Source organism: Runella zeae DSM 19591 (assembly GCF_000423565.1).
GTDB lineage: Bacteria > Bacteroidota > Bacteroidia > Cytophagales > Spirosomataceae > Runella > Runella zeae.
The window spans coordinates 92,734-115,926 of record NZ_KE384043.1; the positions used below are offsets into that span (position 1 = coordinate 92,734).

Genomic DNA, 23,193 nt, shown 5'->3' on the forward strand with positions numbered 1-23,193 from the left:
TGAAGTGATTTTAGGCAGTTTCAAGGATTTTTGGGCCTTGCTGATTGATTTGCGAGACATAGCTTTTGGTCGTAATGCCCACGCTTCCAAAAGCTTCGCTCATGGCTTGTGCCACTCTGCTGGCGGTTTCTTGCCCACGACTCAAGGCAAACATGGATGGCCCTGCCCCAGAAATGCTACATCCCAATGCGCCGCTGTTGAGAGCGGCTTGTTTTACGTGGTCAAATTCGGGAATAAGAATAGAACGCACAGGCTCAATAATGACATCGACCATCGAACGACTCACCAAATCATAATCTTCTTGCATCAATCCCGCGATAAGTCCGGCGACGTTGCCCATTTGAGAAATGGTATTTTTGAGGGATACCTCGTTGCGCAAGATGTAACGGGCGTCTTTGGTATTGACTTCTACATCGGGATGAACAAGGGTACAATACAGCTCGTCGGGGACTTTGACTTTGAAAACATCCAAAGGGGCGTAGCTCCTAATGACGACAAAACCTCCCAAAAGTGCCGGGCCTACGTTGTCGGCATGGGCAGCACCACAAGCGATACGCTCGCCTTCCATGGCAAAAGGAAGGAGCTGAGTTTGGGTAAGTGGGCGACCAAAAAGCTCATTGATGGCAAAAATGCCTACCACCGAACTCGCTGAACTTGAGCCCATTCCGCTACCAAGCGGCATGTTTTTGTGAAGAATCACCTCTACGCCTTGCGTAGCGCCGATATGCGCCAAGAATTTGAGCATCACGACCGTTACGGCATTGCGTTCAGGCTCTCGTGGAAGGCGACCGTCGTCGCCGATAATGTCTTTGATAATGACCCCTGGAGTATCAAGTTTACGTAGCTCTACGATGTCGCCGGGTTGGTCAAGCGCAAAACCAAAAATATCAAACCCACAAGCTACGTTGGCCACGGTAGCTGGGGCAAAAGCTTTGATGTAATTCATTTGTCAATCAATCAGATGAGAAGGCGGAATGATAATTTGACAAAAGTACATAAAAACCCTAAAAAACAGAATGACTTCAAAAGCCGTGCGGTGAAATGCAAAATGATGTAAAATTAGAGGGAGGAGCCGATACCAAAGGTTGGTCGGATATGGTTTTCGTAAATTCAAGCGAAGCTCACCATGTTATACCAGAAAGTATCCTAGGAACAAATACACGCCTAGCTGATCTTATAGAATGGGATAAAGGAAAAATCTTTAATTTTATCGGTGGTGACAATGGCTTGATGATGCTCCCCGTCCATAATGGAATAGGGCATCATTCAAATTCTCCTACCTATGCAGGACAGATCAATAAGAAGATAAATGATATAATGGCCAAATACGATTTAAAAGACGAGGCCAAGAAGGGAGAAGCATTAGAAGCTATTAAGAAATTTGTTGAAAAGGTAAAAGACGAAATCGTGGACGATTGTATTAAAAAAAATCGATCTTTAAGCACGCTATCTATTAAGTCAAAATAACTATTCTCTCATGAAATATTACAAATTCTCAGCCGCTAGTTGGCAAACTAAAGGGAAGAAAAGACGAGCCCATCCTTATGCCCAAGCCGCTCCCGGCTCAATTGCCGCCCATACCTATCGCACCGGAAGATTCCCTGTCAGTAGTTGGCCTCAGTTTGCTATGTTTGACAATCCCCCTGTGTTTGACCATTTTATCTTAAGGGATGTATTGATGCGCAATTATAGATACAACTGGGTTTTACTCGATTTATATTACTTATCGCAGGAATTGACTACGGTTATTGGCTATTTGGTATCGCCAAAATTGAAAAGCATTATGGAAAAGTTTGCTATTTATCAACCTCATCAGTTTTACCCAGCTAAATTATTGTATAAAAACAATTTTTTAGACTACTACCTTTTTCAATTAGGGAGTCGATTACCGATAGATTATGCCCGCAGTAAATACACAATGAAATATAAAGGCGATAAAAAAGAGCCTGTAGAAGAATCCGCAAGCATACATGTAGGTAGTGAAATTGGGATATTAGATGAAGACTCTTTTTTTGTAAAAATAAAGGAATGCAGGGAAAGTAATCAAGAATTGCTTTTTTTTGAAAAAGTAATCAACGAATTGCCTGATTTGGCTATGCTTGATGGCGAGGTTATTATCAGTAGTCCAATGAAAGATGCCTTAGAGCAAGCCAATATTTCAGGTATTTGGTATGAGGAGTTCGGTGGTTTTACCGTTAGTTTTCTTCCTCCTTCAAGTTTATGACAGCCTCAATCTGTAATCCGTTTCTCCAAAGGCCTGAGGCCACGGTGTAGGTCATTAGTTTTGAATAATCTTAAACAATCATTTCCATCACCTACTAAATTTAACTGTAATTAAAATGAAAACATTTGAAAATCTATTTTCAATAAAAAAGCCGCCAGTAAGCGAGGAGGAATTGCAAACTGTTGAAAGTGAAATTGGTATAGAAATCCCTATTTCATTAAGGGAGCTATATAAGATTAATAATGGTGGTTATGCTGGGCCTAATGAGACATCGTACAAAATTTATCATGACGCCGAATGGATTGGAGGTATAAATATTTTTTATGATATAGAAAACTTAAAAACAACCTATTTACATACTTTTAAAGGAACAGAAGCTGCTGGTTTAGGTGATTTTGGTACTAATAGATTTATAGCATTTTCAGATTGTGGAGCTTGTTTTATATGTATAGGACATACGGGGAAGGATTTAGGAAAAATTTTTTGGATAGAGACTGATAACCCAATTGATGAGGTTAATTACCTCATTTTCAAATTAGCAGATTCATTACAAGAGTTTTTTGATGGATTAGCACCAAGTGAGTGAAAACATACACAAACCCGTGGTCTGTGTCTTCACCATAACCGTCAGGATAAGAGTTAACCGCAGTATTTTTGCTACCAAAAACGATGGAGTCATTAACAGACTTGCTAAGAAACCAAATTATCCCAGTCAACGAGTCATACACCCAACCAACGAATTGCCAAGGGGTTGAATAAATATTAGATACGAGGGTCAAAATTAGGCGTTTTAGGGACAGCAGCTTTTAAAGACGGCACAATCAAGTGGATAAAAGCCTATGATGCAGGTGTAGAAAATGTAATCACTGACATAACAACTGATTTTTAAAAATGGAACTATTGAAAAAAGTCATTAATGATATTTTTGGGGAAGAATATCATGTAAAAGTAGCCTCAGACGGTTTTGATTTAATAGCAAAACCCCATAAAGATTTTGCATTTGTTGTTGGATTTAGATCTTATCCCAATAGTAAAAGTGTAAGAGAAAAACTAATGATTATGAAACGATTTGATGAAGTGGAAAAACTCATTGTGCCTATTCTAAAAAAGCATCAGATACATTATAAAAGCTATGGTAATTACAATGCTACCATTCAACAGGTACTACCTTTCAAGCAAATTCCAAATCTTTCTGATATATTTTATGAATTTATCGAAGAAAGTTGGTTGTTGCCCTTAGACGCATCAAAATTAGAGCAACCTATTACCTACAAAATTGGTAATGAGGATTTAGAAGATTTAATGAAGACAATAATGGTTGAAATCAAAAAAGCCATTGACTATGCTAAGATACATTTTGTAGATAAATACCAGACCCTCAATGATGTCTTTGAAGCCAGTAATAAAATGAATGAGGATGAAATCGCTGTCTTTTTTTCTAGTCCCACACTACTTCGTAAAATAATTATTGATTACAAGGTAAATGATAAGTTTGATATACACTCTTCTTTAAATATACAAATAAACATGTATAGAGAAGTTGAGAAAGACTATCCTGACAGTTTCAAAAATTATGCAGAAGCAACAGAGGCATTATATGAAAAGTTAAAATCGCTGGGATAATGGACAAAATCCATTGTTTTCTCAATCCCTAATCTGTGGAGACACAAATGAGGGTGTAGGGTAGTCATCAGCAAAACTTTATCAAAGTGAAAAAGACGAATTTGGATTCTTTCGGTTTTAAAATCAGCTACTGCAAATAGGGCGTTGGGATACAGATTACGGGATAGAATTGTTATCATTCTTCTAGTAAGTGTACAAGCCATAAAGGCTTCATTATCAGGTTATACACATTCGATAAAAGTCGAATAACAAACTTTTACATTTCATTTACATTCTTTTACAGGAATAATTCAGAAGATTTTGTGGGTGAAAATACCTTTGTCAACATCAAAGAAGTAAACACCTATAAACAACCTAAAATCATGAAAACGCTATCATTTATCGGACTTGCTGCACTTGGTATTCTCATTTGCGTAGCAGCAACTACCGCTGTCCCAACCGCTAATTCGACCAACGACGCTAAAATGTCCGTGGCTTTGCTCTTAGACGGCCAACCATTAGACCAAGCAGGGTTGTCAACCGTGAGCAGGGGTGTTTTGACCGTAAACTCTTTAGAATCAGATTCAAAAATGCCTTTCCGCATTTACCTAAAACGCGGTGACCAAAAACTGAGTTTTGGAGGGCAAACCAACGGGAAAGAGCAATACGAAGCTGAAATTGGTTTTTTGGTGTCACGGGCACGTTTTGGTGACGCGTTGGTGGTAGAAACCGTCGGGAATGCGGCCGAAAATCAAAAGCCCAAAGTGGTATTTACCAAATACCTTTTTCCACTGATTTTTAAGAAAGTGACGGTTCAAAATGGCGACGGCTGCTAGGCATTTATGATAAAACAGCACATCCTTACGCTACTTGTTACCTTGTTTTTTACTCAGGTAGGCATTGCCCAATCCACTGGCACTTTTACCGACTCACGCGATGGGCAAACGTATAAAACGTTCAGCTTTAAAAATGCTTTAACCAACACCACGGTTACTTGGATGGCCCAAAACTTGAACTACAAAGTGCAGGAGAGCTATGCTTATGATGACAAAGATAGCAATCGAAAAGAGCTAGGCTTGCTTTACACCTGGGAAGCAGCGAAAAAAGCCTGCCCCAGCGGTTGGCATTTAGCAACGGATAGTGAATGGTCTATGTTGGTGACTAAATTTGGTGGAACCGACAAGGCTGGCGAAGCCCTGAAAAGCATCAAAGGTTGGGCTGAAGACGGCAACGGCACTAACAGCAGCGGGTTTAACGGGCTTCCAGCAGGTATTCGCAGAAATAATCTTTATGAGGTGATGAGTGTGATGGGTTTCTGGTGGACGTCCACACCCACGGATGAGGAGGGTAAAGCTTGGGAATGGAACTTCAGTTATGGTGGCCCAGGGGAAAAACCACTTAAAACAAAAGCGTTCCGTTTCCCTGGCTCTGTTTCTTACGCTGTATCTGTTCGTTGCGTTCGGGATTAATTTATCTATTGAATGCAGCGGGTCAGAAATAATATGAATCGTTGAGTTTAAAATCATTTGTCAATTATCATTAATCAGTATCATTTCTATTGTGCGTCCTACTAAAAGACCCTTTTACAATGAAAGTGAAATCAGATAGACAAAACCTGTTTGTTCTTGGCTGGACAGTTTTGATTATAGTAATAAACTCTTGCAATAGTCAAAGTCAATCAACTAAGGAAAATCAGATTGTTCATTCTCAAATTGACATCACACGGTTGAAATACACGAAAGGAGTTCGTTCAATTTTAGAAGATAGTAAAGGAAATATTTGGTTTGGCAGTCATAACGAAGGTGTGTGTATGCTTCAGAATGGTCGGTTGCACTATTTTACAACCCAAAACGGATTGAGTGACAACCAGGTGAGGAGCATTTATGAAGATAAAAATGGTATCATCTGGTTTGAGTGTGGAATTGGGTTAAGTAGATATGATGGTGAAAAAATGACCGTTTACAATGAAAGAAAGTATGATTCAGAAAACGGGTGGAAATTAACGGATAGTGACCTTTGGTTTAAAGGGGATGAAACGGCGGGTTACAATAAACTTGAAGGTGTGCCAGGCGTGTATCAATATGATGGAAAAAAACTCAATTACCGCAGCTTCCCAATAAAACCAAAACTAGGAGAGGAAAACGCTTATTCAATTTCAACCCCTTTTGTCAGAAGTAAAAATGGAACGGTTTGGTTTGGAACTTATAATGCCTTGATTGGGCATGATGGTAAGCAATTTAAAATATATACCGATGACTCATTAGGATTAAAAGGCTCCCCAACCGAATCTCTGCATATTCGGTGTATAATGGAGGACAGCAAAGGTAATTTATGGATTGGAAACAATAGCGGTAGCAGTCCAATTGGTGGCATCGGGGTATTAAAATATGATGGCAAACAATTCATCCATTTTACAAAACAACATCAGTTAAGAAAGGAAGACACCAAAGGTAATTCCTTGGACAGAGTTTTTTCGATAGGTGAGGATACTTTGGGGAATATTTGGTTTGGAACAGTAGCGTCAGGTGTGTGGCGATATGATGGCCATACCATGAAAAATTTTACCCAAAAAGATGGCCTAGATGGTGACTTTGTTTGGATTATTTACAAAAGCAAAGCGGGTGAATTGTGGTTTGGCGGAGGCCCCAATGGTGTGTATCGTTTCAATGGCAAGTCTTTTGAACGAAAATATTAACTAAAAGCCCAAAATATATATTGCTAGGCAGCTTTCTTTAACTATTACCCGCTGATTTACGCCGATTGAAAGTCGCAGATGACGCTGATTAATGACCATATAAAGCCCTTTTTCAGCGAGAATCAGCGTTTGTAATTCTGCGGCTTTCTGCGGGTAAAAATAAAATTATGAAAAAAATAGCGACCCTTTTAACATCACTGCTCCTTGTGGTTCTTTTTTGTACATCTTGCGGCGGACAAGAAAAAACAAATAGACAAAAAGGCTCAAATACGCCCAAACCAAGCCCTAAAGTCATAAAAAACTTTAAGGCCGTGAGGTTGGCACCCGATTTTGACACGACCTTGGTCAGCCAATATATCCGAAGTATTTTTCAGGATTCGAAAGGAAATTTATGGTTTGGTACCATAGGCGAAGGCGTAGTGCGGTACGACCAAGAAACCTTGACCTATTTTTCCAATCCTGACGGTTTCTATAACCAAACTGTCTATGCTATCAATGAAGATAAAGAAGGCAATATGTGGTTTGGCACCGACCAAGGTGTGTACAAGTATGACTCCAGACAGGCTGTCGGAAAAAGGTTTAAAAATTATAACCAAAAAGATGGTCTGGCCTACGTTGATATTACTCGAAAAGGCATTCTTGTTGATAAATCGGGCACGGTTTGGGTTGGGACACGCGGCGGCGTTTATCGCTATGACCCTGTGGCCGATAGCGAAGGCCGAAAAAGTTTTTCCCTATTTAAAGAACTTGGCAAGGTCAATATTGCAGGTATTATGGAAGATAAAAATGGAAACATTTGGTTTGCGTCTTCTAATCAAGGGGTCTTTCGCTATGACCCTGAACAGAAAGGTGATAATGCCATGAGCCATTTGGCAGAAAAAGAATTATTGGGCGAGAACTACGCAGGAGGAATTGCCCAAGACAAAGCGGGCAATTTGTGGTTTACCATGAAAAACGGCATTTGCCGTTACGACGGAAAAACGTTCACTGAATATACTTCCAAAGACGGTCTGGGCGGAACGGAGTTTTGGGGGATCATTATTGAGCAATCGGGTATCATTTGGATTACCGCCCGAGGCAGTACAACGCGATTTGATCCTTCCGTTACCCTACCGAATCCAAAAGCTTTTACGGTGTTTACCCCGGCTGACGGCTTAAATTGCTGTGTTCAAAGTATGTTTCAAGATAAAGCTGGAAACATGTGGTGGGGTACGGGGCAAGGACTCTATCGCTTTGACGGTCAACGGTTTTATCAAGTGAAAAAGAACGGCCCTTGGTAGGATTTTACCTACTTGTGAGGTTTGTCTACTAAAATGGTTTGACGAAAAAGTCAAGCTTGCGCTTCGTTGCACGGGTCATCATCTATTGCGAGTCAAACGAACTGTAAGTGGGATATGATTTTATACCATTAACAAGTACCAAGACCTGACCTATCGCGAGGCAAAATGGCTTCACTCGTTTGTTGAAAATCAGCATTAATTCATTGAAAGAGAGTTTGTTATAAATAGTATTCTGCAAATTATAACCCAGAATTATTCCTTTCTCTCTAAGGCGTAAATCCTGCCGTTTTCATCCAGAGTAAGCAACGTCCAAACCATTCGTCGAAAGCTGGGACTTTGAGGTATCCGTGTTCTCCTTTCGAATAAATATGCAACTCACTCATTACCTTGTTTTTTTGTAAAGCTTCATAAAAAAGCAAACTATTAGCTACTGGCACCACCGTATCGTCGCTGGCATGGGTAATGAAAGCCGGAGGCGTACGAGGAGTGACTTGGATTTCGTTAGAGTAAAGCTTGATTTGCTCAGCCGAAGCGTCTTTTCCCAAGAGATTGGCACCAGAGCCTTTGTGACCGATGCCTTCCATAAAACTAATAACCGGATACACCAGAATCATAAAATCAGGACGCAGGCTAGTGCCTTCTGGATTGGGAAGAATCGTACGCCCGAAATGCGTCCCTGCCGTAGAAGCCAAATGCCCCCCTGCCGAAAAGCCCATGATGCCGATTTTTTGAGGATTGATATTCCACTCATTGGCACGCTGACGAACCGTCTTGATAGCTTGCTGCGCATCTTGCAATGGCCCTATGGAAGGGTCAATCATGGTTTTGGAGCTAGGAAGACGGTATTTGAGTACAAATGCCGCAATGCCTTGTTTTACAAATGCCTCGGCCACATCATATCCTTCTCTTTTGATGACGAGCACCCCATAGCCTCCCCCTGGACAAATAATCACCGCTACGCCCGTAGCTTTTTCTTTAGGGGGCAAAAAAACGCTAAGCGTAGGTATTGCTACTTTAGACACCACATGATTGGGCGTTTTTATTTCCTCATTGGGAGCGTTGGTAGCATTGGGGATTGCGGCGTTGTACAAAGAAATTTCTTGCTGTGCCACACAGGCACCCCCCCAAACAAATATTGTCAGAAAAAGAAATAGGCTTCTGTAAGGTGTCATCATGGAAAGAGGTTTACTATTTTTTTGAAAAAGCACTTTACGTTCTTTTTCTGCTTATATTCTAAAAGACTTTATTTGTTTTTGAAGGTCGAAAACAGAATTATTAATAGTTTGCCTACCTTTGCGAGATGAATCAAAATCCCGTTTTTATATTGTTGGGAGCCAATTTAGGAGACCGAAAGGGGACATTAGCCGAAGCAAGGCGTTTAATCTCGGAGCAACTAGCCACTCAGATTGTTGCCTCGTCGTTGTACGAAACAGCTCCCTGGGGGGTGACCGACCAACCGGCTTTTCTAAATCAAGTATTGAAGATTGAAACCCACCTTTCGGCGCAAGAATTGTTGGAAAATACACTTGCTATCGAAAAAAAATTAGGGCGCGAACGGCGGCTTCGCTGGGGCGCAAGGGTTATAGATATTGATATTTTGTATTATGATGATCTGATTTTAGAGATAGAAACCTTGTCATTACCTCATCCGCGTTTACACGAGCGTCGGTTTACGCTTGTGCCGTTGGTAGAAATAGCCCCCGATTTCGTTCATCCCATTTTTAGAAAAACAAACCAAGAATTACTGAACGATTGTACTGATGATAGCTCCGTAAACGTTTGTGAATAGAGATTTAGACTTTGGAAAAAGCTAAGTAGAGAGGTTTTTAACTTCCTAAAAGAGGGATTTTTGGAGGAATTGACCGGATATTATTTTTTAACCCCGTTGTGGTTTAGCACTTAGAAAGTTATGCAACGTCGCGATTTTATCAAAAATACGCTCATTACAACTGGAGCAGTGGCACTGGGAAGCTGTCAAGACAAAACCCCTGATGCCAATCGTAAATATGAAGGACAAATCGCCATCATTGGTGCAGGAGCCGCTGGATTGTACGCGGGGCAGCTGTTGGAAGAACAAGAAGCTAAATACACTATTTATGAAGCTTCTGACCAAATCGGCGGGCGAATCAGGTCACTGAAAGGTTTGGCAGATTTTGACCTTGAGCTTGGCGCAGAAGAAATCTACGGCCCTCCTTCACAGTGGTATGATTGGGTAAAAGGAGCAGGAGCTACGCTGATTAAAAGTGATAGTGCCAATGATTTTTATCAAATAGGTTCTCAAATTCAGAATGAAGAACAACTGAAAACAAATGCTAATTTTCAGGCGGCACTCTCTCTTGTAAGAGAGGCTCTTAGCTATACAGGAGATGATGTGACGTTGCTTCAATTTCTCAATGCTCGCTCGGTGCCCACCGATGTACGATATGTGGTTGAATCAATTTTGGCTAACAAATATGGTACTTCGGCCAGTCGATTGAGCGTAAAGTCGATGGCCGAGCAATCAAATATATGGAGTGCAGGTACCGATTTGTATACTTCCACCAATCTTTCTTTAACGAATGTATTGACCGAAAAATTTAAGAATATACTTCCCAAAGTAATCTTAAATATGCCCATTCGACGTATTGATTATAGCAACGAGCGAATCATGCTAGAAGACAGTCAAGCACAACGCCGATTTGTGGATAAAGTAATCATTACTGTTCCGCTAAGTATTTTACAGTCAGGGGATTTGCAACTCACCCCTGCTTTGCCCGAAACCCATACTAATGCCCTCAAAAATATCGGTATGGGAGCAGGAATGAAAGTGACGTTGCTCTTCAATAAGCGCTTTTGGGACAGCAATACTGCCGCTATTTATACCGCAGGAGTAGTACCGCAGTTTAAGGTAAATTCGTATGGACGAGAGGCCAAATCTTTTGTATTGACGGCTACCATAATGGGCGAAAAAGCTGAGTTTTTGAGTACCCAATCGGCAACCGTCTTAGTACAGTCTATTCTGAAAGACTTGGATACCCTGTATGGCAAAGGGGCTGCTACCGCTTCTTTGACCAATGCCCGCATTACTGATTGGACAAAAGAGCCTTACATCAAAGGAGCTTTTTCGTATCCTTTGGTTGGCGGAGGAGGCTTATTGACGCGGCAAGCCCTTTCTCAACCCGTAAAACGAAGGATATATTTTGCGGGCGAAGCTACTCACTACGGAGGCCACAGCGGGACTGTCCACGGTGCTATCGAATCAAGCCGTAGAGCCGTGGATGAGTTGTTGAGAGATGTGAGTTAGCCCGCCCAGTTTTCTCTATCCAAACTTCGGTACTGAATCGCCTCCGCTAGGTGTTCAATTTTGATGTCGGAGCTATCGGCTAGGTCGGCGATGGTACGCGCGACTTTTAAGATACGGTCGTAAGCACGCGCCGAAAGCCCGAGGCGCTCCATTGCTGTTTTTAGCAGAACTTTACCCGCAGGGTTAATGTCACAAATCTCCTTTACCATCTGCGAAGGCATCATGGCATTACAATAAATCCCCGGATTTGACTTGAATCTTTCGGTTTGGATTTCGCGCGCTTTAATCACCCTTTCTCTGATAGCTACGCTACTTTCGGTTTTGCGCGTAGAGGCAATTTGTTCAAACGAAACGGGTGTCACTTCTACGTGCAGGTCGATGCGGTCGAGGAGGGGACCACTGATTTTATTGAGATAGCGCTGCACTGTCCCCGGCGGACATACGCATTCTTTTTCGGGATGATTGTAATACCCACAGGGGCAAGGGTTCATGCTGGCAATGAGCATAAAATTGGCAGGAAACTCAATGGCCCATTTGGTGCGCGAAATCGTGACGCGACGCTCCTCCAAGGGCTGACGCATGACTTCCAAAACCGTACGTTTGAATTCGGGTAATTCGTCCAAAAACAAAACGCCATTGTGTGCCAAAGAGATTTCGCCGGGCTGGGGAAAAGTACCGCCACCGACCAAGGCGGCATCGCTTACCGTATGGTGCGGAGCCCGAAACGGACGACGTGATATAAGGGCCGCTTTGGAGCCGAGCTTTCCGGCTACTGAATGGATTTTGGTCGTTTCGAGCGCTTCTTGCAGCGTAAGTGGAGGGAGAATCGAGGGCAAACGCTTTGCAAGCATGGTTTTTCCGGCTCCCGGTGGCCCAATCATGATTACATTGTGCCCACCTGAAGCGGCGATTTCGAGCGCACGTTTGATATTTTCTTGTCCTTGAACATGTTCAAAATCAGCTTCGTAGTCGTTGATAGTGCTAAAAAAAATATCGCGCGTGTCAATCGTAAGAGGCTTAATATCGTGGGTACCTTCAAAAAAATCGATGGCTTCTTTGAGCGTTTCGACGGGGATAACGTCGATGTTGTTGACAATAGCGGCTTCTTGGGCATTGGCTGCGGGCAACACAAAACCTTTATAGCCGAGCTTTCGAGCCTCGATGGCAATGGGAAGCACGCCTTTGATCGGTCTCAATTTCCCATCAAGCGAAAGTTCGCCCATAATGATATATTCTTCCAATTTCTTTTGGGGCGATAGTTGCTCTGAAGCTTCTAATACACACAATGCAATGGCCAAATCATAAGCAGAGCCTTCTTTGCGAATATCGGCTGGTGCAAGATTTACAACCACTTTTTGGCGCGGCATACGGTAGTTAAAATACTTTAGGGAAGCTTCTACCCGCTGCTCACTTTCCTTTACGGCACTATCAGGGAGACCCACCATAAAAAAACGCATACCTTGTCCTACTGCCACTTCAATCGTAATAATAGTGGCATTGACGCCATAGACTGCACTACCAAAAGTTTTTGAAAGCATACTGATATATCAATTAAAAATCTTACTTAGTTTCGCAAAAATAGAGTAAATCCATTAAATTAATTCACTAGAGCCAAACCGTTTGTGGGGCAAGGCTCTTAAAATCTTCCTATAAAAGTGTATTCCAAAATCTGCTTCAAATGTTTACCTTTGTCGTCATTTTCTAAAATCAGAACCACATTCAATAATTTAAGAAATATCACTAAAACCTTATGTTACAGCGTATTCAGACACTTTTTTTGGCGATAGTTGTAGTGGGTATGGTTGGTATGATTTCACTCCCGATTTGGGAGAAAATCGCCGTTGACGCCAATCAGTCAGTCCAACTTACCGCGCTTAGGCTTACTCATACCGCAGGCAATAGTTCGATGATTACCCCTACGTGGTACCTAGCTTTGTTAGGAGCACTCATTGCGGGGGTGGCATTGTTTGCCATATTTCAATACAAAAACCGTCTTCTTCAATCAGGATTGTGTGCTGTCAATTCCATCCTTATGACGATTATTATGGGTTTAGTAATGTATTTTATCTTTGGAAAAGCAAAAAAACTTTTTGATGTATCGGCTTCGGGCGATTTTAGTTTTGGGTTTTACTCGCTTATAGTAGCCATGCTCGCCAACGTTTTAGCTAATCGTTTTATCCGCCGCGACGAAAAATTTGTGCGTTCGCAGGAGAGAATGAGATAAATAAAATGAAAGTTGACGAGATTTTTTGACTCCTTATTTCTATTTGTTTTTCGGCTTTTATTTTACTCAATGTTTTGTTTATCAGGGTGTTTGATGTAGAATAAACCCCCTCATCGAAAAAAAAAGTTTTTTTTGATGATAAAAATTTGTTGTGTCAGTTTTGATAATTTTTACTAATTTCAAAGTTAGTTATGACTATTGATACGGATTCATTGATTTTGGAGAACAAATAGCATCTAACTTGTATTTTTTAACATTTTAACTCACTAAAAAAGGTTATTTAATTCTCTGTAATACAGGGAGTTATGAGCCAAATAAATTATAAGTCACGAGGATGATTCAGGTAGATACAGGCGTACAACAGACGCTTAAAGAACGACTCAAAGAGATTTTTGGTTACAGTCAGTTTAGAGGAGAGCAAGAAGCTATCATTAATAGCGTCATGAGTGGCCATAATACCTTTGTGATTATGCCTACAGGCGCAGGTAAGTCTTTGTGCTATCAGCTGCCGGCTATTACGAGCGAAGGGGTTGCTATTGTCATTTCACCGCTGATTGCTTTGATGAAAAATCAAGTAGATCAACTCAATGCTTTTGGGATCAACGCGCAGTTTTTAAACTCCACGCTCAACAAAGCAGAAATAAACAAAGTCAAAAAGGATGCATTAGATGGTACTTTGAAGCTGCTCTACATTGCGCCCGAATCGCTGACCAAGGAAGAAAACTTGGATTTTTTGCAAAGAGCTAATATTTCTTTTGTAGCCGTCGATGAGGCTCATTGTATTTCAGAATGGGGGCACGATTTTCGGCCCGAATATCGTCGAATCAGGGGAATCATTGATAACATTAACCCCGAACTACCCGTCATTGCATTGACTGCTACGGCTACTCCCAAGGTGCAGCAAGATATTGTGAAAAACTTGCGAATGGAAGAAGCCGACCTGTTCAAATCATCTTTCAATCGCAAGAATCTCTATTATGAGGTACGTCCTAAACTTGGAGATGTCAACAAGCAGCTCATCAAGTATATCAAAAACAATAAAGGCAAATCGGGTATCATTTATTGTTTGAGCCGTAAAACGGTGGAGGAAGTAGCAAACTTGCTCAATGTCAATGATATAAAGGCGTTGCCTTACCATGCTGGCTTGGATTCAACTACCCGCATGAACAACCAAGATGCGTTTTTGAACGAAGAAGCCGATGTAATCGTGGCCACGATTGCTTTTGGAATGGGAATCGACAAGCCCGATGTACGGTTTGTGATTCACTATGATGCGCCTAAGTCTCTCGAAGGGTATTATCAAGAAACAGGACGCGCAGGTAGAGACGGATTGGAAGGGAATTGTGTGATGTTTTATAGTATTGACGACATTCAGAAATTAGAAAAATTCAATAAAGATAAGTCTGTTACTGAGCGAGACAATGCGCGACATTTGCTCAGCGAAATGGTAGCTTACTCCAACTTGGGAGCTTGCCGCCGTCGTCAATTGTTGAGCTATTTTGGCGAATACATGGAGAAAGATTGCGGTTTTTGTGATAACTGTCTTAAACCTACCTCTAAAATCAAAGTACAAGATGAAGCGGTGCTGGTATTGAGAGCTATCAAACAAACCGACCAGCGTTTTGATGGAGATCACATTGCGGATTTGATCACGGCCACCGACAATATATACGTTACTAGCTACGAACACAACAAGCTAGACGTATACGGACTAGGCAAATATAAAGATGAAGAAGAGGGTGAAGAGTATGGGGTGGAGTATTGGCGTTCGTTGATTCGTCAGTTAGTGATTTTTGGCTATCTTGTCAAAGACTCTGAAAATTATGGCGTATTGAAAATGAGCGAAAAAGGCTTAAAGTACATTGATGACCCCTATCCAATCACCATATCCAAAGATCATACTTTCGACGAAAACGAAATACAGAAAGCCAGCGAAGATGAAGATGTGACAGAACTAGCTCCTTCGGGTGGCGGTAATGCCTACGACGACGCCTTGCTGGGCCTGCTCAAAGCTCTTCGTAAAAAAATTGCGAAAGATAAAAACCTACCGCCTTACGTAATCTTCCAAGATCCTTCTTTGGAGGAAATGGCAACTACCTATCCGACTACTACCCAAGAAATGGCCCAAATCAATGGCGTAGGCATGGGAAAAGTGCAGAAATTTGGACGGCCATTCATTGATTTAATTACGAAGTACGTTGAAGAAAACGAAATCGAAACGGCTAAAGACGTAGTCGTAAAATCGGCTGCCAATAAGTCAAAAGTTAAGATATTTATTATTCAACAGATTGACCGTAAAGTAGATTTAGATGAAATTGCCGAAGCCAAAGGACTCGGTATGGATGAGTTGATAGAGGAGATAGAACACATCTGCTATTCTGGCACCAAATTGAATTTAGATTATTACATCAATCAAATAATGGATCGCGACCGTCAACATGATATATATGACTATTTCATGACGGCCGAAACAGATAGCATCAAGATCGCCTTGGATGAATTGGCGAGCGAAGATGTCACAGAAGACGAACTTAGACTGATGCGTATCAAATTTTTGTCAGAAGTAGCAAACTAAGTAGAAAGTGGAAAGTTTGAAGTGAAAAACTCTAATTTTTTTATTGTGAATCGCTTAAAACGCTCAACTTGACACTTTACATCAAAAAGATGAATATTCTAATCCTCGGGTCGGGCGGGCGAGAGCACGCTTTTGCTTGGAAAATAGCCCAAAGCCCCCACTGTGATGAACTCTATGTAGCCCCTGGTAATGCTGGGACGGCTCAAGTTGCCACCAATTTGCCGATTAGTTATAATGACTTTGAAGCAGTGGCGAAGGCGATTGTCGCACACAAAATTAAATTAGTAATCGTAGGGCCTGAAGAACCCCTCGTCAACGGAATTGTCAATTTTTTGAAAGCTCGCCCCGAACTAGCTCGTGTCAAAATTGTCGGCCCCGATCAATTAGGAGCACAGCTAGAAGGAAGTAAAGATTTTTCAAAAAACTTCATGCTTAAGTATGGTATTCCGACGGCTTCTTCGCGGACATTCACGGTCGAAAGTCTTGAAGAAGGGCTTGCTTACTTAGATACTCATTCTTTGCCAGTAGTACTTAAAGCCGATGGATTGGCGGCCGGCAAAGGCGTGATTATTGCCGAAACTACGGCGGTCGCCAAAACCTCTCTCAGCGATATGTTGGTAGATGCTAAATTTGGAGCGGCTAGTAGTAAAGTGGTCATCGAGCAATTTTTGAGAGGCATTGAGCTTTCGGTGTTTGTACTCACTGATGGGGTCAATTATAAAATTTTGCCCGAAGCCAAGGACTACAAACGCATCGGAGAACGTGATACCGGGCCCAATACAGGAGGTATGGGAGCCGTATCGCCGGTGGTTTTTGCGGATGAAAACTTCCTCAAAAAAGTAGAACAAAAAATTGTAAAACCTACTTTAAGAGGACTTCAAGAAGAAAAAATCCATTATGTAGGTTTTATATTTATTGGATTGATGAACGTCAAAGGCGAACCTTATGTGATAGAATACAATGCACGCATGGGCGACCCCGAAACGGAAGTAGTATTGCCTCGCATTCAGTCAGATTTGGTGACTTTGCTTCTGGCAGCGGCTGATCAAAAACTCCTAGATAGCGATTTTGTAATCTCAAATCAGACAGCCGTGACTACCGTCATCGTATCAGGAGGGTATCCTGATGCTTACGAAAAAGGCAAGAAAATTGCAGAGCTTGAAAGGATAGACGACGTGACGGTGTTTCATGCCGGAACAACTACCAATAGCGATGGAGAGGTACTTACCAACGGAGGGCGAGTGCTGGCCTTAACCGCACTAGCCAACTCCCTCGAAGGAGCTGTAAATAAATCGCAAAAGGCGGCTGCTGCCGTCCAGTTTGAGGGAAAATATTATCGTAAAGATATTGGTTTAGACTTGATTAGATACAACGATTAGTGGTTGGGGATGGTTAGGGGAAATCACTAACTGTTGACCACTATTCACTAACCATGAAACAATGAGCTGTAAATCGTGCTCAACTGGTGGTTGCGGAACGCGCGGACTGAACGGAAAAACTGCTGGTTGTAAAAATAACGGAGCCTGTTCTACAGGCGGGTGTAATAAAATGAACGTTTTCGACTGGCTAAGTGATATGGATATGCCATTCGGTAAACGATTTGATATAGTAGAAGTAAAATTTAAAGGAGGAAGAAAAGAATACTTCCGGAATGTCAATCAGTTAGACCTCCATACAGGCGACTATGTCGTTTGTGAAATGGCCTCCGGGTATCATATAGGAGCGGTGTCGTTGCAGGGAGATTTGGTAAGAGTCCAGATGCTCAAGCGCAAAATCGCTGATGACGAAAACATCAAAAGTATTTATCGGGTTGCCACTTCCAGAGATTTGGAGAAGCATGAGCAGAGTATCGCTCGTGATCTTACTACCATGTATCGCGCACGCGAAATGGTGAAAGACCTGAAACTCAACATGAAACTCTCAGATGTGGAGTTTCAATCTGACAATACCAAAGCCACATTCTACTATTCGGCCGATGATCGTGTCGATTTTCGTGAATTGATCAAGGTATTGGCGGGAGAGTTCAAAGCCCGTATCGAAATGCGCCAAATCAGTCTTCGTCAAGAAGCCGGGCGCTTGGGCGGGATTGGGGCTTGTGGACGAGAGCTTTGCTGTTCTACTTGGCTTACCGAGTTTAAAAATATCACAACTTCTGCTGCTAGGTATCAGAATCTATCGCTTAATCCTACCAAGCTCTCTGGGCAATGTGGGCGCTTGAAGTGTTGCCTCAATTATGAGTTGGAAACCTATATCGATGCGCTGAAGGATATTCCGCACGTGGATGCCCCTCTCAAAACCCAAAAAGGACTAGCTCATCTCCAAAAAACCGACATTTTTAAAAAAATAATGTGGTTTGGCTACGAAAACGACAGTACCACTTGGCATCCTATTACGCTTGAGCAGGTTAATAAAATTCTGAAACTAAACGCGCAAGGTCAAAAACCTATTTCTCTTGACGTACTTGATATTGAGGAGGTAGTGTTGGCAGTTCCTGCCATTGGAATTAATAGTGACTTGGCGAAAATGGATAAAAAATTCAGTAGCCGAGAGCAAAGCCAAGGAGGAAATCGCAAAAATAAAAAGAAGAAAAGTGGCGGAAACAATCCCAATAACAGTGGGGGGAATCCCAATCCAAAAACAAATACTGCTGCTACGCAAGTAGAGGGCAAAGCAAAAACAGAAGGTGGAAATTCTAACCCAAAAACAACTGCTCCTTCACAAGAACCCAAAGCGAAGGCAGAAGGTGGAAATCCCAACCCAAAGACAAACCCTTCTTCTCCACAAGAACCCAAAGCGAAGGCAGAAGGTGGAAATCCCAATCCATCTCCTAAAGGGAATCAACAGCACCGGGGACGAAGAGAAAAAGGAGGAGACAAAAAATAACTTTTCTGAAACCTCGGCTACGTTCAAAACGTAGCCGAGGTTTAAAAAGCTTCAAAACGCCATTTTTAGGGTTTCTTTGTCGTATAATACCTCATCCAACTTTTTGGAATAACTATTTAATAAAATAGCAATACTTACTTTTTGTTCGGGAAAGTAATAGGCTACTCCGTTGAAACAATGAACATTGCCGCCGTGGCCGATTCCTTTTTTGCCATCAATATCCAGAAGAAAAAGTCCCAAACCATAATCTTTGATATAAGATAGATTTTCTGGAATATCGTCGATTTGGAGATTTGTGGGGGCTTCCATCAGAGCGATTGAAGAAGGTTTTAGTAGCTGATTGGTCTTAAGGGCTTCCATAAAAATAGCTAAATCGAACGAATTAGATACCAATCCGCCATCGAGCATATCTTGCCCTCCTACAGCATAATAATCAAACTTTGTAAGGTCGCGCATCATACCATTGTTGAAAGAATCATAATACCCCCTTGAAAGGCTCGCGGGGCGGGTAGAAGAAGCATAGGTATTTTGTAAATGGAGGGGTTGGATGATTTTTTCGGTCACTACTTCATACGCGCTTTTACCAGTAATGTTTTCAATAATCAACGCCAAAATTAAGTAATTGGTATTGGAATAACTCCACTGCGAACCTATCTCAAACAAAGCTTTTTTGTCAAAAATCGTTCGTAAATTTTCCTTAGCCGACTGGGCTTTTACCGACTGATTATGGATGTTTAGTATCCCACGGATGCCCAAATAATCTCTAATACCAGACGTATGTTGTAATAAGTGTCGAATAGTGGCTTTATCGAGATTGGAAATATGCTTAGTGTATTCGTCAGATAGGTATTTGCTGGCCAAATCATCAATGTGAAGTTTGCCTTCTTCTTGGAGTTTTAGGATAGTAGCAGCGCTAACGGTCTTGGATATACTTCCTATGCCAAGCGTATGGCAAGGGCTAAGATTGATATGGTTTGGGAGGTCGGCTTTGCCGGCAGTAGTGCTCCAAACCCCTTCTGGGGTTTTGATAGTGATACTTACACCCACAGCCCCTGCTTGCATAAACTTATCGACGATACGTTGGTATTGGACGGAGCGAGGATGGACTACATTGGCAAAGCTACAAGTGGACTGCTGCATGGCTTTTTCAAGATTTTCTTGACAAGCCGTAAGCAATAAAAATGACATTGCTAGAGCTGATAGCTGAATGTTTTTCATGAGCTGTAGTAAGATGATTTAGGGGCGGAGATTGATTTTAAAACCTACACCCAAAAAAGTGTGAATTGAAAAAGGAATAATACGGTCGCCAAAAGGAGCCACCACCATGGTTTTGTAGTCGGTAGTAATGGCATAACGCTTAGAAAGTGGATACTCAAGTCCTAGACCTAATTTGATATTGGCCTGGGCTTTGCCGAAATGTGTAACACGTTGATATTCGCCATTTTTTAGTTCATATTTCTGGCCAGCCAATATGGCGTGTTTGTAACCCAGCGCCGCATGGAGATTGGCTTGTAAACCAAAAGGCAAACGATACCCTAACCGATAAGAAGCATCGAGCATGAGGGCATGTTCGAGGGATTGTTGGTAGTAATAATAAAAATCTACTCCCCACGCTTTTTGCCAATGCTTACCTGAGTGCACTCGTAAGTCGGTACCGACAGAAAAGGCTGGGTTGATAGGCAATTGGGTGAGCTTCCAAGAAGGCAAACCGAGGGTTTCGTTGAAGAAAGAAACCCGTACGGTTTTTGGGGAAAATTGGGCGATTGTTTTGGGGCTATAAAAGATAAGAACGACCAAAAACGCGCAACAAATGAGTTTTGTTTTGAAAGGAATCATGAGCATTAAAGTTTGATTTCGCCACAAAAATCCCCTCAAATATGCTCCTATGCGCCCTTGCTTGTAAGATGAGACCTATTTTGTGTTACTTCCACTGCTTGTTTCATAAATTCGGAAGGAGAAAGCTGAGTCGTTTTTTTAAAACAACGATTGAAAGATGACTTTGAATTAAAGCCACATTCATAGGCTAAAGCAAGAATTGTAAAACGTTGGTTTTCGGGTAAAATAGCCATTCTTTTAAATTCAGCTATTCGTAAATTATTGATGTAATCATAAAAATGAACTCCTTCTATGTCGTTGATGATTTGGGATAAATAATTGGGATGAATATCTAATTGACTAGCCAAATCAACGAGCGTTAGTTCGGATTCTTTGAAAGTTTTTTGTTGCTCCATCAGGGCTGAAAGGCGTTTATGAAGCTCTTGGGCACTTTCTTCATTAAGACCCGATTTGGCATATTTCTTTTTTTCAAGATTAGTTTCTTCATGAGACAATGGAACAACAAGCGGCGTATTTGAAGCAATAGCCGCTGGATATTGATTCGTAAAAATTCCCACTTGTTTGATACCAAAATACCCCACACTTACTGCAAATATACTAGCCGAAGAAAATATCAACTGGTCGTCTTGATTTCCAATAATCAAAGCCCATATCAGACCCATGGCATAAAAAAGAAACTGTAGCCAATGCAGGTTGATTTTATCTTGGTTAGAAAATTGATGTAGGATGCATTTGCGGTGTTTTTTGAGCAGTAAATTAGTGCTTAAGACATAGAGAATCCCCGAGCAGGTGAGTAAAATATCGATGAGGTGGAGTTGGGTTTCAAAGCCTTTACCGCTGTGTTTGAATACCTCAATTTTTTGGTCAGCGGTTAAAAACCAAAAAGGCGAATAGATTCCAATGATTACGAAAGGCAAGGCCAGGTGCCAAAGCCATTGTTTTTTTTGAAACTTTTCGGGGCGGGTCAGGGCTAGCGTATAGAGGTAGAGTAGAGGGCCATGCAAAAAAGGAAGGGGAAAATTGACACCCAAGAAGATTGGATAATCATAGATAAATTGATCAATAAACCCATAATACGAAAATACATGAATGCCCACTATCATCATCCAAATACCCAAAATGAAGTCGGCAGTAGTGCGCCCTTTTTTGGTAAGGATGATAAGGGCAAGGAAGAAAGCTGTAAAAGTTCCGACGATATAAATCATAGCGTTTATCACTGTTTATAGCTATGACAACTAACTAGACCTAAACCCTGCCGACGTTCAAAGCACTACAACAACGTCGGCAGGGATCAACGTCAGCACCAGACCTAACCCTGCCGACGTTCCAAACACCACGACAACGTCGGCAGGGTTTAACGTCAGCATTAGCCCTAACCCTGCCGACGTTAAAAGCAGGGTTCAACGTCAGCACTAGCTCTAACCCTGCCGACGTTAAAAACGCTACAACGTCGGCAGGGTTTAACATCAGCATCAGGACTAACCCTGCCGACGTTAAAACCAGGGTTCAACGTCAGCACTAGCTCTAACCCTGCCGACGTTAAAAACGCTACAACGTCGGCAGGGTTTAACATCAGCATCAGGACTAACCCTGCCGACGTTAAAAGCAGGGTTTAACGTCAGCACTAGTTCTAACCCTGCCGACGTTAAAAGCGGGGTTCAATGTCAACACTAGCTCTAACCCTGCCGACGTTAAAAGCAGGGATTAACGTCAATCCAGTCCTAACCCTGCCGACGTTTTGAGCGTGGGCAGGGTTAAATATTTTATTAACTCTTCTTTTTCAATTTTAAGTTTTTGAGCCAACAACCCAAGATGTTTGATTTTGGGAGTGTTGGTATCGCTTTCCCAATCACAGTAAGTACTTTGGGCTACATTGATAGTCGCTGCTATCTCTTTTTGAGTAAGGCGTAGGTGAATACGTCTGTTTCGTAGAAATGTTCCTAATGTCATGCAAGCTTTAAATTTTAAAATGGATGTAGAGGTAAAACTTTTATTACAGCTTCAAATAAGACATTTGAAACTGTAATAAAGAAATTTGTCTTGATTATATATGTAAGTTATAAAAACTTATAGAAATGAGAAAATAGTGAGATTAACTAACCTAAAAAATCTGCAATATTTCATCGGTTTTTACTCTCAATTTTTCTGGCAGAAGATTGAGATACAAGGCTTTGGGATGATGAATGTCTCTTTCGTAACATGCACCTTGAGATACAACGATGGAGAGGGCGATTCTTTTTTGAGATAGGTTAAATCGGAGGTGTGATTCTTGTAGAAATGTTGCTAATGTCATGAGTTGGTAGAGTAATAAGGTGAAACAAATTCTCCTTGTTATTTAGGAGAAACCTATTACTTAATTTTTTACCAATGATACTATTGGTAGATTTAAACTCTTAACGACTCAAAGTAGGTATATTATAATGTGTTAACGGACAAACTAAAATACAAAGTATTGCATTTGCAAATTTTTTTTAAAAAATTTATCAAACGGTAAAACCGGAAAAAATATCGGAAAACCGATTGAGAATATCGGAAATCCGATATAATTTCTGAAAAAATTTATATTGGTTTGTGGCATACAATCCTAAGCC

General features: G+C 41.4%; 22 protein-coding genes. 14 read left to right on the forward strand and 8 right to left on the reverse strand.

Going from position 1 to position 23,193, the window contains the following annotated elements; all coding sequences use genetic code 11:
• Positions 1 to 10: 10 nt before the first annotated feature.
• Positions 11 to 946, reverse strand: coding sequence for a homoserine kinase (locus G563_RS0129405; RefSeq protein ID WP_028668490.1), 936 nt, complete (start codon positions 944 to 946; stop codon positions 11 to 13).
• A gap of 95 nt (positions 947 to 1,041) precedes the next feature.
• Between G563_RS0129405 and G563_RS0129410 the strand changes: the two genes are divergently transcribed.
• The 8 genes from G563_RS0129410 to G563_RS0129445 all read left to right on the forward strand — a co-directional run bounded on the left by G563_RS0129410 (position 1,042) and on the right by G563_RS0129445 (position 7,801).
• Positions 1,042 to 1,467, forward strand: a complete 426-nt coding sequence (locus G563_RS0129410) for an AHH domain-containing protein (protein ID WP_028668491.1) — start codon at positions 1,042 to 1,044, stop codon at positions 1,465 to 1,467.
• Between the two features lie 10 nt (positions 1,468 to 1,477).
• Positions 1,478 to 2,224, forward strand: a complete 747-nt coding sequence (locus tag G563_RS0129415; protein WP_028668492.1) for a hypothetical protein — start codon at positions 1,478 to 1,480, stop codon at positions 2,222 to 2,224.
• A gap of 115 nt (positions 2,225 to 2,339) precedes the next feature.
• Positions 2,340 to 2,810: an SMI1/KNR4 family protein gene (locus G563_RS0129420; protein WP_028668493.1), complete on the forward strand. Its 471-nt coding sequence runs from the start codon at positions 2,340 to 2,342 to the stop codon at positions 2,808 to 2,810.
• Between the two features lie 305 nt (positions 2,811 to 3,115).
• Complete coding sequence (locus G563_RS0129425; protein ID WP_028668494.1) at positions 3,116 to 3,847, forward strand: hypothetical protein; 732 nt, start codon at positions 3,116 to 3,118, stop codon at positions 3,845 to 3,847.
• A 362-nt stretch (positions 3,848 to 4,209) separates the two neighbouring features.
• Positions 4,210 to 4,662, forward strand: coding sequence for a hypothetical protein (locus G563_RS0129430; RefSeq protein WP_157585710.1), 453 nt, complete (start codon positions 4,210 to 4,212; stop codon positions 4,660 to 4,662).
• Between the two features lie 6 nt (positions 4,663 to 4,668).
• On the forward strand, positions 4,669 to 5,295 hold the full coding sequence (locus G563_RS37355) for an FISUMP domain-containing protein (RefSeq protein WP_084651004.1): 627 nt from the start codon (positions 4,669 to 4,671) through the stop codon (positions 5,293 to 5,295).
• A 119-nt stretch (positions 5,296 to 5,414) separates the two neighbouring features.
• The gene (locus G563_RS36190; protein ID WP_051211283.1) at positions 5,415 to 6,521 is read left to right on the forward strand and encodes a ligand-binding sensor domain-containing protein; all 1,107 of its coding nucleotides are present in this window, start codon (positions 5,415 to 5,417) and stop codon (positions 6,519 to 6,521) included.
• Between the two features lie 167 nt (positions 6,522 to 6,688).
• Complete coding sequence (locus G563_RS0129445; RefSeq protein ID WP_028668496.1) at positions 6,689 to 7,801, forward strand: ligand-binding sensor domain-containing protein; 1,113 nt, start codon at positions 6,689 to 6,691, stop codon at positions 7,799 to 7,801.
• 266 nt (positions 7,802 to 8,067) lie between these two features.
• Here the strand turns inward: G563_RS0129445 and G563_RS0129450 are convergent, their stop codons facing one another.
• Complete coding sequence (locus tag G563_RS0129450) at positions 8,068 to 8,976, reverse strand: alpha/beta hydrolase (RefSeq protein ID WP_229598584.1); 909 nt, start codon at positions 8,974 to 8,976, stop codon at positions 8,068 to 8,070.
• 125 nt (positions 8,977 to 9,101) lie between these two features.
• On the opposite strand from G563_RS0129450, the gene folK reads away from it, so the two are divergent.
• Together folK and G563_RS0129460 are read left to right on the forward strand one after the other, a co-directional pair.
• Complete coding sequence (gene folK, locus G563_RS0129455) at positions 9,102 to 9,590, forward strand: 2-amino-4-hydroxy-6-hydroxymethyldihydropteridine diphosphokinase (RefSeq protein ID WP_028668498.1); 489 nt, start codon at positions 9,102 to 9,104, stop codon at positions 9,588 to 9,590.
• A 120-nt stretch (positions 9,591 to 9,710) separates the two neighbouring features.
• On the forward strand, positions 9,711 to 11,084 hold the full coding sequence (locus G563_RS0129460; RefSeq protein WP_028668499.1) for a flavin monoamine oxidase family protein: 1,374 nt from the start codon (positions 9,711 to 9,713) through the stop codon (positions 11,082 to 11,084).
• On the opposite strand, the gene G563_RS0129465 is transcribed toward G563_RS0129460, so the two are convergent.
• On the reverse strand, positions 11,081 to 12,622 hold the full coding sequence (locus tag G563_RS0129465; protein ID WP_028668500.1) for a YifB family Mg chelatase-like AAA ATPase: 1,542 nt from the start codon (positions 12,620 to 12,622) through the stop codon (positions 11,081 to 11,083). The two genes, G563_RS0129460 and G563_RS0129465, sit on opposite strands and share 4 nt — an antisense overlap.
• A 212-nt stretch (positions 12,623 to 12,834) precedes the next feature.
• On the opposite strand from G563_RS0129465, the gene G563_RS0129470 reads away from it, so the two are divergent.
• The 4 genes from G563_RS0129470 (at position 12,835) to G563_RS36195 (ending at position 18,766) form a co-directional block, all read left to right on the forward strand.
• On the forward strand, positions 12,835 to 13,308 hold the full coding sequence (locus tag G563_RS0129470; protein WP_028668501.1) for a DUF4293 domain-containing protein: 474 nt from the start codon (positions 12,835 to 12,837) through the stop codon (positions 13,306 to 13,308).
• Between the two features lie 334 nt (positions 13,309 to 13,642).
• Positions 13,643 to 15,883, forward strand: coding sequence for a DNA helicase RecQ (recQ, locus tag G563_RS0129475; protein ID WP_028668502.1), 2,241 nt, complete (start codon positions 13,643 to 13,645; stop codon positions 15,881 to 15,883).
• 89 nt (positions 15,884 to 15,972) lie between these two features.
• On the forward strand, positions 15,973 to 17,262 hold the full coding sequence (gene purD, locus G563_RS0129480; protein WP_028668503.1) for a phosphoribosylamine--glycine ligase: 1,290 nt from the start codon (positions 15,973 to 15,975) through the stop codon (positions 17,260 to 17,262).
• A gap of 169 nt (positions 17,263 to 17,431) precedes the next feature.
• A complete protein-coding gene (locus G563_RS36195) occupies positions 17,432 to 18,766 on the forward strand; it encodes a PSP1 domain-containing protein (protein ID WP_157585719.1) in 1,335 nt (444 codons plus the stop codon).
• 51 nt (positions 18,767 to 18,817) lie between these two features.
• Here the strand turns inward: G563_RS36195 and G563_RS0129490 are convergent, their stop codons facing one another.
• The 5 genes from G563_RS0129490 to G563_RS0129510 all read right to left on the reverse strand — a co-directional run bounded on the left by G563_RS0129490 (position 18,818) and on the right by G563_RS0129510 (position 22,895).
• Positions 18,818 to 19,984, reverse strand: a complete 1,167-nt coding sequence (locus tag G563_RS0129490) for a serine hydrolase domain-containing protein (protein WP_028668504.1) — start codon at positions 19,982 to 19,984, stop codon at positions 18,818 to 18,820.
• An 18-nt stretch (positions 19,985 to 20,002) separates the two neighbouring features.
• Entirely contained in the window at positions 20,003 to 20,602 is a 600-nt protein-coding gene (locus G563_RS0129495; protein WP_157585712.1) for an outer membrane beta-barrel protein, read from the reverse strand.
• Positions 20,603 to 20,649: 47 nt separating this feature from the next.
• Positions 20,650 to 21,807 carry a helix-turn-helix domain-containing protein gene (locus tag G563_RS0129500; RefSeq protein WP_028668506.1) on the reverse strand — a complete coding sequence of 386 codons (1,158 nt, stop codon included), beginning with the start codon at positions 21,805 to 21,807 and terminating at the stop codon, positions 20,650 to 20,652.
• A 505-nt stretch (positions 21,808 to 22,312) separates the two neighbouring features.
• Entirely contained in the window at positions 22,313 to 22,552 is a 240-nt protein-coding gene (locus G563_RS0129505; RefSeq protein ID WP_028668507.1) for a helix-turn-helix domain-containing protein, read from the reverse strand.
• 151 nt (positions 22,553 to 22,703) lie between these two features.
• Positions 22,704 to 22,895 (reverse strand): hypothetical protein, encoded by a 192-nt coding sequence (locus tag G563_RS0129510; RefSeq protein ID WP_028668508.1) that lies wholly within the window; start codon positions 22,893 to 22,895, stop codon positions 22,704 to 22,706.
• Between the last annotated feature and the right edge of the window lie 298 nt (positions 22,896 to 23,193).

Bases quoted from the DNA above. Each gene is read 5' to 3' on its own strand.
- G563_RS0129405 (WP_028668490.1), bottom strand. From the start codon at position 946: ATGAATTACATCAAAGCTTTTGCCCCAGCTACCGTGGCCAACGTAGCT.
- G563_RS0129410 (WP_028668491.1), top strand. From the start codon at position 1,042: ATGCAAAATGATGTAAAATTAGAGGGAGGAGCCGATACCAAAGGTTGG.
- G563_RS0129415 (WP_028668492.1), top strand. From the start codon at position 1,478: ATGAAATATTACAAATTCTCAGCCGCTAGTTGGCAAACTAAAGGGAAG.
- G563_RS0129420 (WP_028668493.1), top strand. From the start codon at position 2,340: ATGAAAACATTTGAAAATCTATTTTCAATAAAAAAGCCGCCAGTAAGC.
- G563_RS0129425 (WP_028668494.1), top strand. From the start codon at position 3,116: ATGGAACTATTGAAAAAAGTCATTAATGATATTTTTGGGGAAGAATAT.
- G563_RS0129430 (WP_157585710.1), top strand. From the start codon at position 4,210: ATGAAAACGCTATCATTTATCGGACTTGCTGCACTTGGTATTCTCATT.
- G563_RS37355 (WP_084651004.1), top strand. From the start codon at position 4,669: ATGATAAAACAGCACATCCTTACGCTACTTGTTACCTTGTTTTTTACT.
- G563_RS36190 (WP_051211283.1), top strand. From the start codon at position 5,415: ATGAAAGTGAAATCAGATAGACAAAACCTGTTTGTTCTTGGCTGGACA.
- G563_RS0129445 (WP_028668496.1), top strand. From the start codon at position 6,689: ATGAAAAAAATAGCGACCCTTTTAACATCACTGCTCCTTGTGGTTCTT.
- G563_RS0129450 (WP_229598584.1), bottom strand. From the start codon at position 8,976: ATGATGACACCTTACAGAAGCCTATTTCTTTTTCTGACAATATTTGTT.
- folK (WP_028668498.1), top strand. From the start codon at position 9,102: ATGAATCAAAATCCCGTTTTTATATTGTTGGGAGCCAATTTAGGAGAC.
- G563_RS0129460 (WP_028668499.1), top strand. From the start codon at position 9,711: ATGCAACGTCGCGATTTTATCAAAAATACGCTCATTACAACTGGAGCA.
- G563_RS0129465 (WP_028668500.1), bottom strand. From the start codon at position 12,622: ATGCTTTCAAAAACTTTTGGTAGTGCAGTCTATGGCGTCAATGCCACT.
- G563_RS0129470 (WP_028668501.1), top strand. From the start codon at position 12,835: ATGTTACAGCGTATTCAGACACTTTTTTTGGCGATAGTTGTAGTGGGT.
- recQ (WP_028668502.1), top strand. From the start codon at position 13,643: ATGATTCAGGTAGATACAGGCGTACAACAGACGCTTAAAGAACGACTC.
- purD (WP_028668503.1), top strand. From the start codon at position 15,973: ATGAATATTCTAATCCTCGGGTCGGGCGGGCGAGAGCACGCTTTTGCT.
- G563_RS36195 (WP_157585719.1), top strand. From the start codon at position 17,432: ATGAACGTTTTCGACTGGCTAAGTGATATGGATATGCCATTCGGTAAA.
- G563_RS0129490 (WP_028668504.1), bottom strand. From the start codon at position 19,984: ATGAAAAACATTCAGCTATCAGCTCTAGCAATGTCATTTTTATTGCTT.
- G563_RS0129495 (WP_157585712.1), bottom strand. From the start codon at position 20,602: ATGATTCCTTTCAAAACAAAACTCATTTGTTGCGCGTTTTTGGTCGTT.
- G563_RS0129500 (WP_028668506.1), bottom strand. From the start codon at position 21,807: ATGATTTATATCGTCGGAACTTTTACAGCTTTCTTCCTTGCCCTTATC.
- G563_RS0129505 (WP_028668507.1), bottom strand. From the start codon at position 22,552: ATGACATTAGGAACATTTCTACGAAACAGACGTATTCACCTACGCCTT.
- G563_RS0129510 (WP_028668508.1), bottom strand. From the start codon at position 22,895: ATGACATTAGCAACATTTCTACAAGAATCACACCTCCGATTTAACCTA.